Raw genomic sequence first — 16,831 nt, 5'->3', positions numbered from 1 at the left:
AACGCATCGGGTATCAGGCGCGATCGGCGCGCTGTACGACGGCACCCAGCAGAACGTTCGCGCCCGCGATCAAATCCTGTGGTGCCGTAAATTCGTTAATGTTGTGGCTTAATCCCGCCACGCTGGGCACGAAGATCATTCCGGCCGGGCACATGGTAGCCATGATTTGCGCATCATGTCCGGCACCGCTAGGCATGCGGCGCGCCGGTAAGCCACGCAGACGCGCCTGCGCCGCAACCAGTTCGACCATCTCCGGCGCAAAGGGTGTTGGCTCAAAACGCGCCAACATGTTGCGTGATAGGGTGATCCCTTCTTCGTGCGCCGTCTGTTCAGCAAACGCCCATAGGCGCTGTTCTGCCAGATGCAATGCCTCTGCGTCGGTATTGCGTAAATCCACGGTCAAGGTCACAGTATCGGGAATCACATTGACCAGATTCGGCGTGAACACCAGATGCCCGACGGTGGCAACTTGGTCGCCGCCCAACTCTTGCGCCAGTTGACGGGCAAAGACGCCGATCCGCGCGGCGACATAACCCGCATCGTGACGTAAACGCATCGGCGTGGTACCGGCATGGTTCGACACGCCCTGCAAGTGAAATTCGGTCCAGGAGATCCCCTGCACGCCTTCCACAACCCCAATCGCCAGCCCTTCCTCGTCCAGCACTGGGCCTTGCTCGATATGCAGTTCGAAATAGCTGTCCACCCGGTTATTCCCCACTGGTGCCGGGCCGTCATAACCGATTTTCCGCAACGCATCGCCTACGGTGACATCGTCAATACCGCGGGTTGCCAGCGCGGTCTCCAGCGCCAGTCCTCCCTGATACACCAAGCTGCCCATCATGTCGGGTTGAAAGCGTGAACCTTCCTCGTTGGTGAAAAACGCCACCGCAACGGGACGACGCAGCCGCAGACCGGCGTCTTTCAATGTGGCAATCACTTCCAGCCCGGAAAGCACACCGTAGTTACCGTCATACAACCCGCCAGTTGCTACGGTATCGATATGCGATCCCATCATCACCGGCGGCGTATCGGTTAATCCGGGGTAGACACCCACGGTATTACCGATGGCATCCACCGTAACGTTGAGCCCTAACGCCTGCATGCGCGCCATCGCCCAATCGCGCCCCTGTCGGTCTTCATCGCTGAGCGCCAACCGACACACACCGCCCTGCGGCAATGCGCCTATCGCGCCCAATTCATACAGCGACGCCATCAGGCGTTCGCCGTTAATGCGTAACTCGCTTGTCATGACATAACCTTTTTTATAGTGCTGCCGAGCGGCATCAACGATGCGCCCAGTGCGTCATCCGCTTTTCAATGAAGGCGAAGATTTCATACATCACCACCCCCATTGCGCCAATAACGATCAACCCCGCAAACACCAACGCCATATTCATGTTGGAGCTGGCCGACATCATTAGATAGCCAATGCCCAGATTGGAGGCCACGGTTTCCGAAATCACCGATCCGACAAATGCCAGCGTGATGGCCACTTTTAACGAGGCAAAGAAATAAGGTAGCGATCGGGGTAATCCCACTTTTTTCAGAATGTCGAAACGGGATGCCCCCAGTGAACGCAGCACATCCTCCATTTCAGGCTCTACCGTCGCGAGTCCGGTCGCGACGTTGACGACGACCGGGAAAAAAGAGATGAGAAAAGCAGTGGCAATGGCCGGAATGGTACCGATGCCAAACCACACCACCAGTACCGGCACAAAAGCCACTTTGGGAATCGAGTTGAACCCCACCAGCAGCGGATAAACCGCTTTGTAAACCAGCGAGGAAGCACCGACCGCAACCCCCAACACCAGCCCAACCACAACCGCCAACACAAAACCCGCCAGCGTGGTGTAGAGCGTTTGCAGCGAGTGGGCAGCGATGGGCCGCCAATCCGCGACCAACGAGCGGAACACATCGCTCAATGACGGGAACAAGTAGGTCGGCACATCCAGCCCCACCACAATCACCTGCCACACAACGCCGAGCAGAACCAGCAGTGCCCAAGGGGCTATCTTGATTAACACAGGACGAGATATCACGACGGGCCTCCGTTAGGCATGATGTTGTGAAGAGATGTGTTCGCGCAGCTCAAACACATAGCGAGAAAACGCATCGGTGTAGGTCACCTGAAGATCACGCGGACGAGGAAGCTCTATCTCCCGGCGCGCGATAATCCGACCCGGCCTGGCACTCATCACATAGACGGTATCCGCCAGAAACACCGCTTCACGCAGATCGTGGGTTACCAATACCACCGTAAACGGCGCTTCCTGCCACAAATCACGCAACATGCACCACAGCTCTTCACGGGTAAACGCATCCAACGCACCGAACGGTTCATCCAGCATCAGCAGGCGCGGTTTGTGGATCAGCGCGCGACAAATCGAGGCACGCTGCTGCATGCCACCGGACAATTCCCACGGGAATTTATCTTCATACCCTTCGAGGCCAACGCGTTTTAGCAAGGCTCGCGCCTGCTCTTCATACTCGTGCCCTTTTTTTCGCCGCGTAGAGCGGTAAGGCTCCACGATCTCCATCGGCAGCATGACGTTTTGTAGCGTGGTACGCCAAGGCAGCAGGTTAGAGGCTTGAAACGCCATGCCGACGCATTTCTGTGGCCCCACCACTTCGCGTTTGTTGACGAAAACGTAGCCCTCACTCGGCGAGAGCAGCCCCGAGGTCAACTTCATGAATGTCGATTTACCACAGCCGGAAGGTCCTACCAGCGCCACGAACTCATTTTCATTGATACTGAAATTAATGTCCTTTATGGCCAGCTGTTCGCTGTTACTGTACGCCAGACTGACATTCTCGAACTTAACGAAACTCATTGATCACCACCTGAAATCATGCTGCCTGACAGAAATTACCGCACGGTCCGATCGGCCTGTGCCGGTAACAGCGCACTGGTAAACAACGCATCCGTTTTCGGCGTCTCTTTCAACTCGAACGCAGCCACCACATCGCTGATAGAGTTACTCAAACGCTGGGTATCCACGCTGCCCAGACCGTTCTTCTTGGTTTCCGGCGTTACCACCAACTGATCAAACGCCAGTTGCAGACGGCGGGTCTCCAGCGGCAAATCGATCAGCGAATCCTGTTCCTTCACAAACTTGGCGGCGCTGACGGGATCGGCGAGGGTTTCTTGCACGGCTTTATTAAAGGCACGCAAGAAGGCTTTGATGATATCGGGGTGTTTTTCCAGCATGTCTTTGCTGGCGATGATGGTGTTGCCGTAGAGATCGACGCCATATTGCGCATACGGGAAGATAGTCAGGTCATCCGCTTTCGCACCGCGCGCTTCAAGATTCAGCAAGTTGGTAAAATAGAAGCCGGAAATGGCATCGACGTTTTTACGCACCAACAGGTTGGCGGTAACGGTGGGGTCAGCCGATTGCCAGGTAACGGCATCCTTGCTCAACCCCACTTTCTTCGCAAAGGCTGGCCAAGCTTTGCGTGCTGCGTCAAAGACCGGAGCCGCAATGGTTTTCCCCTTCAGGTCTGCCGGCGTTTTTACCCCAGTGCTTTTCAGCAAAAACACCGCGGCAGGCGTAGCGTTATACAGCATATAGACACCTTTAATACCGGTACCTGGATGCTGGGATTCTTGTTCAATCAATGCATTGAAATCGGCAAAGGCCATATCATAGGCACCAGTCGCCACACGGGTCACCGCACCCGCAGAACCGTTACCGGAGTCAATCTGTACGTCCAGCCCTTCCTGAGCGAAATAGCCTTTGGCCTTGGCCATTAAAAACGGGGCTGAGGGCCCTTCGAAACGCCAGTCGAGAGAGAATTTTACTTTGACAGGATCTGCCGCAAAGGCGGATGACGCCAGTACCGATAAAGACAGTAGCGCCGTACAACCCAATTTGTGCAGTGTTGCGAATCTGGATGTCAACATCACGAATGTCCTCAATAGTGAAAGTCAGTGTGTACCCGAATTAACTACGTTTTTTGTCGTCCGCCGATGAGAGCGGAGCAAATTGATACAGGTCGCCAATCTGCTGATGAATATCTTCCATGCGTTGCATGCGTTGGCTTGCCTTATCGGAACAACAGGCTGCCAGTTCATTGCCAATAAAATTGACCATGCTGATGGCAGCGGTGTAGGAATCGAAAATATCGCTGTGTTTTGCAGCGCAGGGGATCACAACATCCGCCAGCGCGCTAACATCCGACACCAGCGTATTACTGAGCACCACAATGCGCGCCTGGTAACGTTTGGCCACACGCACCAGATGGGAAAGCAGTTGAATCTGGCGAGGGAAATCCACCACGAACAGGACGTCAGCCTCGCCAATATCCGCCAGAACATCGGCAAATTTAGCCGCTGGGTCATTGACCAGTTGCACGTCACTCAGTACATGGGAAAACAATGATTGGGCATAAAATGCTGGCGCATAGCTATTACGGAACCCCAACACCCAGACGCGACGAGCATCACGCATCATTTGCACCGCACGCTCCAATTCTTCAGGCATGCTGTCACGCTGCAGGCCCGCCAGATTTTCGCGTTCCCGTTCAATATGCCTATCGAGTCGTTCACGCACCGTGGTTGGGTGGGCCGTACGCTGTGCCAAATTGGTGAGCGGTGAATAGCCCATGGGCTCAATACCGCGACATTTCACGCGAAACTGATTGAAATCCTGAAAACCGAGGCGACGAAACACCCGCGCCGCCGTCGATTTAGAGACGCCTGCCAGCCGTGCTAATTCCGTTGCGCTGTAGCTTGCCAATTGGTGTTGATGATCCAGAATGACATCGACCAGCTTCTTCTCTGCCGGAGACAACGCGCCATAGATCAGGCGGATGGCGGTGTGAAGCTCAGCCAGTACGTTGGTGTGTTCTTCTGGTGCGGTTAGCGCATTATTCATCCTGACCTCAGTCTGTGTGGTACGTACGTTTCGGGGTGTGCGATGAGACATGCCTGGCACATCTGTTTTATGAAAACACACACAAAGAAACGCCTGTGCCAAACATTAAGCAAGGGGCGCGCCAAAACCATAACCGATGATGGGTTAATTTTATTTTTATATAAAAATCATATTATTAATTCATATTATCAATGAAATTAAAAAGGATGAAAATGCTTAAAAGGAAGGTAAACAGCGGTCGTGGTGCAAACTTTCTGTTCATTGCACCAAAAAGATGCCAATGACCATAAACATAGCGACACGGTTAATGCATTCTGACATACCGACTCCGGTCAACAATTCAGTGAAACTATTCTTAATGAAGTAATCACCAGACCATGAATAGCAGAATAGAAAACATGAGTGTCACTCATGTAATATGAAGACTGGCAAGGATAATCCTTGCCAGAGCACCGAACCTGGTCACTATGCCAACACTAAGGATATGTAAATAAGACGCCAATCAATGCAACTTTGCAAGGTCATTAATAATTACAGTGATAGTATCCGGGTTGTTAACTAATATGAGTGCACGAAGATAATCATCATACTGAAATAAAAGGCTAAGGGCTTCTGGTTTGAGCAGTGAGTTCAGTTCAAAAGTCTGGTAGACAGGGTTACTCATAAAGTAAAGTGTACACATATTAATAAATGTATCATTCACTCCACGACCTTGCCGGAGCGCTATCTCGGTACGTATAAGGGTGTTTTCTATCATGTCATACTTCCCATCATCAATGGTGTTATGATAAAAATAATCTTCAGGCGTGCCTAACGCGTGAACAGACTCATGACACATAATGTTAGATAAGTGTTCTGCTTTTTTCTCAAGATCTCTGACCTTTTCCCATCCAGCAAAGGTACTGGTGCGATCCCTCGAGAAAGAGTCTGTTTTAATATATATTCTATCCAATGGGTCATGGATATATGAAAAACCAACAATATTGTCTTTTTCTCCCGAGAGTTGACCATTCATAGGAATGTTATCTTTATTTTTTCCCATAACCAAAATAATATTAGATTTATCATTTAAATCAAATACACCCTCCATTCTTTTTAACTTACTAGATAACACATCTATAAATAACTCGCGCGCACCAGAAAAATTTATCCTTAATTTAGATAACACATACCCATCAACTAAAGCACGCCGTGTTTTAATAGACGCATAGACACGTTCTATTTTCATTATGGTTTTTTCAAATGCATGATTGAATATGCTCATGATATACGGTTGTTGTGAGCTTTCTTCAAGTGAACGCATGCTGTTAAAGAAATAATCGTCTGGATTATTAAGAATTTTTGCTTTTTGTTTTTCAATGAAAAAATCGCTATTTTTTTTGAAGAAACTACTTTTTTTCCATGAAGAGAAAAAAGTGATTTTACAAGATTCAAATCCTCATTTTCATTAATTTTGTTTTGAATGTTTTCTAAATCTTTAAAGTTAACATTTATAGGCTTACGTAACAACCGACTTTTATTCCAGTGTGAAAGAGCCATCTCTTTCTTTGAATCCAGATGAAACACCATTTCCATTGCCTCTGCTGGAGTAGTAATGATTAATTCCTTAGTATCAAAATCTTTAATGATGCTTACATCAGAAACCAATAAATTATTATCTATGCTATCATCTGCTTTTTTACCATAAATTTTAAAAAAAGTAGGAATCATTTTATCATCGTTTTTCTCTTCCCGAGCATGAAAAAAGATTCCATTTCTAGACTGAAAATAAAACCCCTCTGCATTATTTTTATCTTTATAAAATCCATGAACATCAGCATAAGGTTCAAGGTTATCACTGGGCTTATCGAAGTGAATACCGTGCTCAGCGTTTGAGCTGAGACGAGTAGTAATATCTTTTGATTCATAAAATTTGGCAGAACACAACGTAAAAAGCTGCCGTTTAGCTATGCAATGATAATCCCTTATCTTGAAATTTTGTGCCCGATAGTTATCATTATTTTCATCTGAAACATAATAATAGGTATTGCTTTTAATGTTTTTATACGCTCTGATATTGTTCTTTCCTCCTAATAAAAAGGTATCATCATTATTACTTCGAATTTTTATAAGCTTGTTATTAAAAACAATAAAATCATCGTCCGAAATAGATATCGCACCTTCTATTCTTGAAGAAGAAAGAGTATATTTCGTTTCTAAATCATCCTTATGGATAAAATCACCTGCCTCTTCAAGCAAATTTCCCTCATGGATTTTTTTAATAACAGAACTATCAAGATAATATATTTCACTTTCACCAATATCTGAAAACACCCTGAGATCTTTTTTATAGGCATTATACATACTACCAAATATATCATAACCAAAACGATATTTACCGTTACTATATTTCAGCGGAAGAATATCATACCCACCCTCAATATAATCAGAAAAACACACTCCATCCCTTAGTAAAAAATAATTATTGTCAGATTTTAAGTAATTATTCCCACTTGCATCAGTCTGTGTTTTTTTTGAAAATTGAATGGGCGTAACATCGGCATGAACAATATTATCACTAATCAATTTTGATTTGATTTTTTCGTTACCACTCAGAAAATCAACGACCTCATGAATTATACTAATCGAATCTTTACTTTCAAAATACCACGCACCGCCTATATTGATCACAGGGGTGTATATATTATCACGATGGGCAACATAACGATATATACCATCTCTTACATACATTTCTGAAACATGATACAACCCTTCATTAACAATGACATACGTCATATCATTAGTTCTAATAAAAGTACCATCAGCATATAAATCAGGGGAACTATTTTTAACAATTGATATATCTGAACCACGTAATTTAAATCCGTATTTACTTTCTAAAACATTCTGCCTATTCTCGGTATAACTTTCATCACGACTGATATACCAAAAATTCCTCGAATCATAATATATAGTCCTCTTTGTTTCCTTATCAACAAAATTATTATATCCAACCTCAACAGAAACAACATTTCTGGGGTTTTCCATATTAATAGTTAATGTATTGTCTTTATATTTCAAGTTCTTAACCATCAATTCTATTTCGTCATTATTACTCGCTGAATTAATATCCTTAAATTGCTTGGTTGATAGTGAAGAAACAAGATCTTTTATCAAGCCCACCATATTCCAATTAACATCACTGACAGAATCCAAAGAGAGTTCTTTGTTTTCTAACTCATCTGCAATCATATTCATAACAGCGGCAGCAATCAATGAGACTCCACGGCTTCGATTATAAGTGGCATCTAATGACATAAGAGAATCTAAACTCTCTGACACCTTTTCTATCATACTTTTAGTTTCAGCAGAAAGGGGGATTGGGCATCCATTATTCTTAAAACTGTATTCATAAACAATGCGCGTTTCTTCAATGAAGTTAAGAAGTGATGATTTAATAGTCCTAGATAGGGTTCTTAATACATCAGCTGTTGTTAAATTTTCTCTTTCTATTTGACATGAAGTAAGACTGACTATTTTAACATTATCTATTTCAGGCTCAGGAAGAACGGTGGTTACGCTCTTTTTATCAAGCACAGCATTTCTTATAAAAGAATAAAAATAAGCATCATTTTCTTTTAATAATTTCTCATTCTCTTTTTTATTGAAAACAACAGACTCATCATATGATTCATTATCTTTATTGGAATAAATATCTCTAATCATCAGAAGAACAGATTGTTTATACCTTTTATCTATAAAAACCACCTCTGATGCATTAACGTTATCCAGTTCACGAAGTAATTCATGTATAAAAGCGGCCCCATAAAGAAAAGATCCATTGTTTAAATTATTAATTTTATTTTCATGGAGATATCGTAGCATTAAACTGATGCAGGCTAAAATTAACTTCACATCTTTCTCTACTCCTTCTATTGTCTGTCTTATTTCAGGGAAATTTATTGCTTTAGAATAGACCCCGCTAAATTCCTCTCTTATCCTCCAGTCAATATCATCATTATTTATAATATTACTTATCATCTCAGAAACACCACTTTTATGATCGGCCGAGGAGGTTATTGACCTTGATATTCTTTTATGATTTTCAGACAATACCATCTGGTATAACTTATTAATATCTGGCAATGATAGATTATCAATAATCAACATTTCTTTTAAATATTGATCTTGTGATAAATCCACATTATTACAAAATACAGTGGTAGAAAAGGGACTACTATCCTTATATGACCTCAGCAAAAATATATCTCTAGAGTTATTCATTGCATTTATAACATCATCCGTTGCCGTACTGTTAAATAAATCAAGATTGTCTTTAATTGATAAACATGCTTGATCTTTCTTATAAAAAAAACGCCCCCCGGCCATACCCAAAAACATAACACCTACCAACGAAGCCATAAAACCAACTACCCTACTCAGGGTGAAACTCTGCGATGATTTATCCAACCCGCACTTACAATTTTTTTTACCCAAAAGAGACTCGCTAAGTACTTTTATTCCTTCGTCTTCCTTTATATAAACATGTTCATTGCAGATAGCTAAGCCTTGTGAATTATTTATAGTTATTACTTCATTAAGTAATAAAACGCTATCGTTACCTTGCCTATCATCTGAAATATAATTCCGTGAGGAAACATCATTATAAGAGTATTTGCAATCGGATATTATTGGCATTCATGACCTCATGTATATTTAAATTAAATGAAGGATTAATATAAATACGGGATAGAATCAACAAAACATTAAATAGTGTCTCCATATCCTATGTTGTGATATAGCGTCCATCTATAGACAATCCACAATAACGCTTAAAATCACTCTCTAAGAAATGAACTCATATATTTAAAAAAAGAATGAAAAGAATCATTTATTTGAAACACCTAGCAACCACAGTATCCAGAGCGCTTTTCACGCTAAAATATCATCAAAGCCTTATACTTTCCCCCGCCTTTATTAAAGGGATATTTCAATATATAAATAAAGACAGCTAAGATATATCACTTTACGATTAAATACGTATTTATCACTGCATTTTTATACGTAAAGACATAAAAAATTATATTTACTCTCACATTAAATTTCAGTAAATATACTAAGTATAAATATTTCCCGGAATAGATTATTTAAGCATATCTATAGTTATACGCTGCATAATAAGAATCGCAGGGAAGCGAAAAGGTGTAAATCCCAGCAAGTTTACTCCATCCAGTGATGGGGGGCATTGCAAAACCACTCCCTTGAGAATCATCTTACAGGACATCATCCCCAAACTACGGACGAGAATCATATTGTGTTGATAAATTTCTCTTTTCAAGAATTCTGTTTAGGTATACTGTATATAAAAACAGTTACGTAGAGATCCTTTCATGTTCATAGAACTGGTTTATGACAAACGCAACGTTACCGGACTTAGCAATGCCCACGCACTCATCGAAAAAGAGCTGGCTAAGCGTATACACCGCATTTTTCCCGATGCTGATGTCAGAACAAAAGCCATGCAGGCGAACGCGATAAATTCTGATGCCAGCAAATCGGATAAAGCCATCATCAATCGCCTTATTGAAGAAATGTTCAATGATGCTGATGAATGGCTGGTTGCAGAGTGATCGTGTGATCACTCCCGAAAACGCGAGAACACCGATATCCACATCCCACACTGGCTCAGGCAGTGATAATAAAGGAGTATTGTCTCCCTCTTCTGGGTCATTGTTCTGGTAGAAATGATGGCAGTAGTATCGGAAATGGCTAATGCCTGATGGCATTACGCCCTCCACGTTCTACTAAGGTGATTGATAATGAAAAAAAGCGTTAACCTGAAATCGTTTTACTACGGTTTTCCTGTATTTTTAGCATCAACCCGCGACCCCATCACGCAACAATTGAATATCGCGCCGCTCTCCGCCTCTTTTTCCTTAGGCAACACACTGATGATTGGCGTAAACAAAAGCAATAAAACCCACGACAATATCGTGGCGGGTTCAGATGTGGTGATCAATATCCCACCGCATCAGCTGTGGTCTAAAATCGAGCAATTGGGACGTATGACCGGAAGAGAAATTGTACCGGACAGTAAACGTAGCCAGGGGTTTTCTTCTTGCACAGATAAAGCAGATGCCGCCGGTTTTACTCTCGAAGCATCAACGTATGTCTCTCCCGACCGTGTTGCTGATTGCCCAATTCAGGCTGAATGTAAAACCGTCGATGTGATCGAGAAAGAAGCCTTTATTCTCGTTGAATTGGCGATCAAACAGGTCTGGATCGATGAATACCTGTTGAATGAAGATGGCTCCCTCAACACGGCTCAATGGAACCCGCTTATCTATAAATTCCGCGAATACAACACAACCACAGACGCATTTGGCTTTAACTTTAAATATGGCAGTTGATTTTCTGGCGGTTGAACGAGGCATGACGTAAAGATGTTAAATCTCCCTTGACGATGTGGCGTTATTTCCGGTAAGTCTCCATACTTGTTCATATTACGGTTTCTTACTGCCGACTAGCCATAACATTCAATGGGATATGTCACAATGACTCGATTTTCCAAATTACAGATCCATCTGCATTGGGTAACGCTGCTGCTCATTGCGCTCACGTATGCGGCGATGGAATTGCGTGGCTGGTTTCCACGCTCCTCCTTCGCATTTTCAGCAATGAAAACCTTGCATTACAACGCCGGGATTGCCGTTTGGGTATTGATGTTTATCCGAATAGGGCTCAAGCACAAATACAACACGCCAGCGATCGTGCCCGCACCGCCGCGCTGGCAGCATCACCTCGCCACGCTGACACACATCGTGCTTTACGCCACGTTCCTGATCTTGCCGCTGTTAGGTATTGCCATGATGGCGTATGGCGACAATGAATGGTCGCTCATGGGTTTCACGGTCTCCCCTTTCGTCACGCCCAATGAGGATACCCAGTTCCTGCTGAAAGACATTCACGAAACGCTCGCCAATCTGGGCTATGTGCTGATTGCCCTGCATGCTGGTGCAGCGCTGTTTCACCATTATGTTCAGCGAGATAATACGTTGCTGCGCATGATGCCGGGTAAATCCGACACCACTCAAACGCACTAAACGCAAAGGCCAGAGCATATGCTCTGGCCTTGAATGCTCACCGGGGAAAACGTTATTCCAGCGCTTTCCCTTTCAATTCAGGGATCAGGAACAGCGTCGCCAGAATATCCAGCACGTAGATAGCGGCAAGTAGCGCGATCGCCATCTGGAAGGAGTAGGCGCTGGCAACAGCACCAATCACCACGGGGCCAAAGCCACCAACGGCGCGGCCAACGTTGAACAGCACGTTCTGCGCGGTCGCACGGGCATTGGTCGGATAAGCCTCGGACATCACGGCACCATAGCCGCCCATCATGCCGTTAACAAACACCCCGAGCAGCGCACCAGCCCAGAGCATGGTCATGGGGTCGGTCAACTGAGAATAGGTCAAAACCATCACCACAGCACCAACCTGGAACAGCAAAAACGAAGGTTTTCTGCCAATGCGATCTGCCAGTTGCCCAAACACCCAAATACCGGCAATCATGCCCAAAATGGTTACCGAGGTCCACATGGCTGATTTGGTCAGATTGAACCCCAGGGTTTTGGACAGAAAGCTTGGCATCCAAATCATAATGCCGTAGTAACCGAAGTTCTGTACTGAAGTCAGCACCACGATCCCTGCACTGACTTTGCTGGTCGCCTTATCTTTCATCAGCAGTTTGAAAGAAGACCAGGTCGAAGCTTTCTTGTCTGTCTTACGCACAAACACTTCCGGCTCGTGCAGGCGGTGGCGGATAAACCAGGCAACAAATGCCGGAAGAATCCCCACCAGAAACATGCCACGCCAGCCAATATGCGGCAGCAGCGCAGGGGTGATCAGCGCGGCGCCTAATACGCCAGCCTGCCAGCCCAGAGCAACATAAGAAGAGGCGCGGGCGCGATGCTTGGCAGGCCAGGCTTCTGCCGCCAGCGCCATGCCGATACCAAATTCACCGCCCAGACCGATACCGGCAATCGTCCGGTAAATAAGCAAATCCCAGTAGCCCTGCGCAAAAGCACACAGCCCGGTAAACACGGCGAACAGGACAATGGTCCAGGTCAGTACACGAATACGGCCGTAACGATCGCTCAGGGCACCAAAAATTAAACCACCGATCACTGCACCGATCAGTGTCCAGGTGACCAGCGATCCCGCCTGACCCGACGTCAGACTCAGATCCGCAGATATTGCCGTCAGCATAAAGCCGAGAATCAGCAAATCAAATCCGTCCATGGCGTAGCCCACTGCCGACCCTGCTAATGCTTTCCAACTGTAGCTGTCAACGTGTTCTTTTTCCGTGCTCCCCGGCCTTGACGCGGGTGCACTTTGTGAAGGAATTGATTCCATCCTGCTCTCCTGAATCATTGTTATAAGAATAAGAAATTACATGCCTGGTATTGCTACCCTTGCCCCTGTACGCCACCAGTATCATTTTTGATACAAGCATGACTAGCAATAGTCATACCACTTTTTTACCTAACAACCACGCAAACGTTTACTTCGCAAAAACGCTCAAGCGTGAGCAGCGAAATTAATAATTACATGATTTATAACTAATTATTTTTTAGCCATTCCCTGATAACAAAGAAATGCCTATTTGAACGAAAAGGGTTGTGCACCCATTTAGGTAAATGGCAGCACCAAAATAATGCAAGCGCACCATATTATCACTAAATCAGTGCAAAAAAAGAAATCACGCCTGACATGCAAACCGATGTACTGACTTTCCGACTATTACTACAAACGGGAAAAGCAGCAAAATTTACTCGTTTGTTTTATTTTTGATACAAAATAACAAGCAATAGTTAAAAAAAAATCCTCCTGACGCGGAGGATAAGAATGATGGGCAGAGCAATCCCTTACATCGCTGGATATCAAGGGACTACTCGCGCGCTAAAACCGTTTTTTCCCCGATGAGTAGCTCGTCACCAAGGCGTTGATCGCTTGATAGCGTACGGCCACCGATGTGGTTTTGTCTGCCAATGCCGGTTTTACGATATCAAGCAGCCGAATCATTTCCGTTTTTGCCTGATGCGCGAAATCAGGGCTAACCGCCTGATCGGCATACAACGTCACGTAGCTATCTGCCAGACCACGCAAAACGTAATAGGAAACCGCATTATCGGGATCGCTCCCCATCAGGCTGTCCAAATCGCGGCGCAAGACAACATAGCTATCCGTGCCATCCAGACTCTGAGTAAATGCATGATATACCGTCGTAAAATCCATCACTGCCACCTTTAGTCGCGGTTAGTCAACCACATCGGGAAGCTACCTTTTCTAAAACGAATACCGCAACTTGTCAACTGTGTTCGGCAATCACTATCTAAAAATTGACACAAATGAATACCAGCCATCGTTTTTTCTTATTATTAAAAACAAATATTTTTTTAAAAACAGACCACTGCTAAGCCACTTATTATCACATTTCGATTTTTGTCTAAATTTTTAGACAATCATATTGACGAGCATGAAAAAAACGCGCAACACTAAAAACCATAACATCAGCTGAGGTTTATCCCTCGGGTTGGCCTTTATGGTTAACCGGTAGTCGCTGACAGTACAGAGGATCAGGAGCCCCTATGCCGCCCCGTTTCACCACAGAAGACATCACGGTGTTGCTGGAAGAATTACGCCAATTTTCCACTACACAAGGTCAGGATGGCGTTACGCGCCTCGCCTTCAGCCGGGAAGACGAGGCGGCCCATCGTTATCTGGCCGATAAGTTGGCAACGCAGGGGCTTAGCGTATACCGGGACGCTATGGGTACGATATTTGCGCGTTTACCCGGTTATGACAGCTCACTTCCCGCAATTGGTACCGGTTCACACATTGACTCCGTGCCAAGCGGGGGCGGATACGATGGCACGCTGGGGGTTATCACCGGCCTGTATGCCCTGACCCAATTCGAACCCGGCGAACTCAAACGTGACCTGGAACTGGTGGTCTTTCGTGCCGAAGAGTCGAGCCGGTTTGGTTTTTCCTGCATCGGCAGCAAAGTGCTGACCGGACACATCGATCGCAGTGCGTGGATGAAAAACACGGACGATCAAGGATTAACAGTATTTCAAGCGCTGAACGCAGCAGGTTACGCCGAGAATACACTCGCCAACTGCGAGCTTGCGCCCGCACGCTACGATGCCTTTATCGAACTGCATATTGAGCAAGGACGGCGGCTTGAAAACGAAGGGAAAACCCTCGGCATTGTTGAAGGTATTGCGGCACCGACGCGCTTTCGCGTGACGGTAACCGGTCTTGCCGACCATTCTGGTGCCACACCGATGTACCAGCGCCATGACGCTCTGGTCGCCAGCGCCATGATCATTGAAGACGTGCACCATGCGGCTTGCAAAGAGATGGTCTATGGCACGGTTGGCACCGTTGGCAAGCTGGACGTATCGCCCAATGCGATGAACGTGATCCCCGGTCTGGTAAAGTTTTACGTGGATATTCGTGGCATCGATAAAAACAGCATTCAACGGGTGGCGGACCGTCTGGCCGATTCCGTCAGCAAAGTAGCGAAAGAGAACGATGTGCAGATTGCGCTGGAGTCGCTGGCCGCAGAAATCCCTACGCTGCTGGATACATCGATTTGCCGTTTGCTGGAAGAGAGCGCAGCACTTGAGGGGATTACCAGCATGCGCATGGCCAGCGGTGCCGGGCACGATGCGATGTACATGGCCAGCCGCTATCCCACGGCGATGCTGTTTGTGCCTTCTCGTGAAGGCATCAGCCACCATCCGGCGGAATACACGGCGCCGCAAGATATCGCACTGGCCGCCACGGTATTGAAAAACACGCTGGCGCGGTTAGCCAACGACTAAAGCACAAGCAACAGAGCATGCCATCAGTAGCGTTCGAGGGTTTCACGTAACAAACGCAGGGCATCGTCCCCTTTAGCGGCATTTTCCCACAGCGCATCAAACAAGGATTGGTGGTGGTGAATCGCCTCTTTTGATGAGGAAACCCACGCCACACCGGCGCTGATGTTGGGGAGTTCCCCTAAGCGGAAGGGACTGGAGGCCACTGAAAGCGCTTCGCTGTCGTTATAGAAAATCTGGAAGGTAGAAGAAGGGATGGTTTGTTTGGTGATGGCAACCTGAACAATATCCTTTTTCTCTTCCAATAAGTGGAGCAGGTATTTCACTTCCTGACGCGCAGCCAGCACACGCTCCATGCGCGTACTGGGTGAAATATTCAAGGAGCCTACCAGCCCGAGATGGATAAATTTCTCGATGTGCTGAATACCGATCAGGTTATGGATTTTCGGCAAATGGCTATTCAGGTGGGATTTACGTTCCGAAAGGATAGCCAATGTTTGTAATGACTTCGCGTCAAGTTTGTCGCCCTGTTCCGTCGTGCTGTCGGTTTCTAACAACATTTGTTGCAGGTAGGCATCGTATTTTTCTGAGGTCAGCAGGTAGGAGAACGGTTCAAAATGAGAATAAATACGCGTAGAGCCCTCTTCGAGTTGGCGCATTCTCTCAAAGAAGCCGCTGGCATGGGGATAATACTCCATGCCCACGCCCAGCAACGTCTCAACAGTGGTATTCAGGCACTGCGCCAGACGCTCCAGGGTTTCGATCTTTTTTATTTCGCCTTTTTCCAGACGGTATACCGCCGCACGCGATATACCCAGTTCGGCAGCAATCTGTTCAGCATTGAGCGATGCGGCAATTCGGTATGCACGCAACCGTTGCCCGATAGCCAAATAATCGATCGACGTGAGATTCATGGGTCCAGGCCACTGAATAATTTGCATTATTTTATCATCAACGGTTCTGACTGACAAATGCAGCCATCGGCGATGACGGGTCATTGAATACCCTAAATAATTCGAGTTGCAGGCAGCTTGAAGTATGGCGGGTCCAGCTTTAGCTAAAAAATACAACGCCACACCAGGGCGAAAA

At 45.9% G+C, this 16,831-nt stretch carries 14 protein-coding genes; 4 read left to right on the top strand and 10 right to left on the bottom strand.

Going from position 1 to position 16,831, the window contains the following annotated elements; all coding sequences use genetic code 11:
• Positions 1 to 13: 13 nt before the first annotated feature.
• The 7 genes from J5224_RS00675 to J5224_RS00645 form a co-directional block, all read right to left on the bottom strand.
• Positions 14 to 1,249, bottom strand: coding sequence for a Zn-dependent hydrolase (locus J5224_RS00675; RefSeq protein WP_264623516.1), 1,236 nt, complete (start codon positions 1,247 to 1,249; stop codon positions 14 to 16).
• A 34-nt stretch (positions 1,250 to 1,283) separates the two neighbouring features.
• Positions 1,284 to 2,039 (bottom strand): ABC transporter permease, encoded by a 756-nt coding sequence (locus tag J5224_RS00670; RefSeq protein WP_264623515.1) that lies wholly within the window; start codon positions 2,037 to 2,039, stop codon positions 1,284 to 1,286.
• A 12-nt stretch (positions 2,040 to 2,051) separates the two neighbouring features.
• Positions 2,052 to 2,831: an ABC transporter ATP-binding protein gene (locus tag J5224_RS00665; RefSeq protein ID WP_264623514.1), complete on the bottom strand. Its 780-nt coding sequence runs from the start codon at positions 2,829 to 2,831 to the stop codon at positions 2,052 to 2,054.
• Between the two features lie 35 nt (positions 2,832 to 2,866).
• On the bottom strand, positions 2,867 to 3,904 hold the full coding sequence (locus J5224_RS00660) for an ABC transporter substrate-binding protein (RefSeq protein ID WP_264623513.1): 1,038 nt from the start codon (positions 3,902 to 3,904) through the stop codon (positions 2,867 to 2,869).
• Between the two features lie 40 nt (positions 3,905 to 3,944).
• Positions 3,945 to 4,877 carry a MurR/RpiR family transcriptional regulator gene (locus tag J5224_RS00655; protein WP_264623512.1) on the bottom strand — a complete coding sequence of 311 codons (933 nt, stop codon included), beginning with the start codon at positions 4,875 to 4,877 and terminating at the stop codon, positions 3,945 to 3,947.
• Between the two features lie 502 nt (positions 4,878 to 5,379).
• The gene (locus J5224_RS00650) at positions 5,380 to 6,105 is read right to left on the bottom strand and encodes a hypothetical protein (RefSeq protein ID WP_264623511.1); all 726 of its coding nucleotides are present in this window, start codon (positions 6,103 to 6,105) and stop codon (positions 5,380 to 5,382) included.
• Positions 6,106 to 6,137: 32 nt separating this feature from the next.
• Entirely contained in the window at positions 6,138 to 9,554 is a 3,417-nt protein-coding gene (locus J5224_RS00645; protein ID WP_264623510.1) for a hypothetical protein, read from the bottom strand.
• A gap of 692 nt (positions 9,555 to 10,246) precedes the next feature.
• On the opposite strand from J5224_RS00645, the gene J5224_RS00640 reads away from it, so the two are divergent.
• From J5224_RS00640 to cybB, 3 genes are all read left to right on the top strand, one after another.
• The gene (locus J5224_RS00640) at positions 10,247 to 10,486 is read left to right on the top strand and encodes a DinI family protein (RefSeq protein WP_264623509.1); all 240 of its coding nucleotides are present in this window, start codon (positions 10,247 to 10,249) and stop codon (positions 10,484 to 10,486) included.
• 189 nt (positions 10,487 to 10,675) lie between these two features.
• Complete coding sequence (locus tag J5224_RS00635; RefSeq protein ID WP_264623508.1) at positions 10,676 to 11,266, top strand: flavin reductase family protein; 591 nt, start codon at positions 10,676 to 10,678, stop codon at positions 11,264 to 11,266.
• Between the two features lie 144 nt (positions 11,267 to 11,410).
• Positions 11,411 to 11,959, top strand: coding sequence for a cytochrome b561 (gene cybB / locus J5224_RS00630; RefSeq protein WP_264623507.1), 549 nt, complete (start codon positions 11,411 to 11,413; stop codon positions 11,957 to 11,959).
• A 52-nt stretch (positions 11,960 to 12,011) separates the two neighbouring features.
• Here cybB and J5224_RS00625 read toward each other — a convergent pair whose 3' ends face one another.
• Positions 12,012 to 13,154, bottom strand: coding sequence for an MFS transporter (locus tag J5224_RS00625; RefSeq protein ID WP_413544628.1), 1,143 nt, complete (start codon positions 13,152 to 13,154; stop codon positions 12,012 to 12,014).
• A 660-nt stretch (positions 13,155 to 13,814) separates the two neighbouring features.
• Complete coding sequence (locus J5224_RS00620) at positions 13,815 to 14,150, bottom strand: hypothetical protein (RefSeq protein ID WP_264623505.1); 336 nt, start codon at positions 14,148 to 14,150, stop codon at positions 13,815 to 13,817.
• A gap of 353 nt (positions 14,151 to 14,503) precedes the next feature.
• Here J5224_RS00620 and J5224_RS00615 point away from each other — a divergent pair, with 353 nt between their 5' ends.
• The gene (locus tag J5224_RS00615) at positions 14,504 to 15,745 is read left to right on the top strand and encodes a Zn-dependent hydrolase (RefSeq protein WP_264623504.1); all 1,242 of its coding nucleotides are present in this window, start codon (positions 14,504 to 14,506) and stop codon (positions 15,743 to 15,745) included.
• 23 nt (positions 15,746 to 15,768) lie between these two features.
• Here J5224_RS00615 and J5224_RS00610 read toward each other — a convergent pair whose 3' ends face one another.
• The gene (locus J5224_RS00610; protein ID WP_264623503.1) at positions 15,769 to 16,656 is read right to left on the bottom strand and encodes a helix-turn-helix domain-containing protein; all 888 of its coding nucleotides are present in this window, start codon (positions 16,654 to 16,656) and stop codon (positions 15,769 to 15,771) included.
• Positions 16,657 to 16,831: the final 175 nt, after the last annotated feature.

Source organism: Candidatus Symbiopectobacterium sp. NZEC135 (assembly GCF_025962695.1).
Note: the sequence above shows the minus strand (reverse complement) of the source record. Positions and strands in the feature narration are given on the sequence as shown.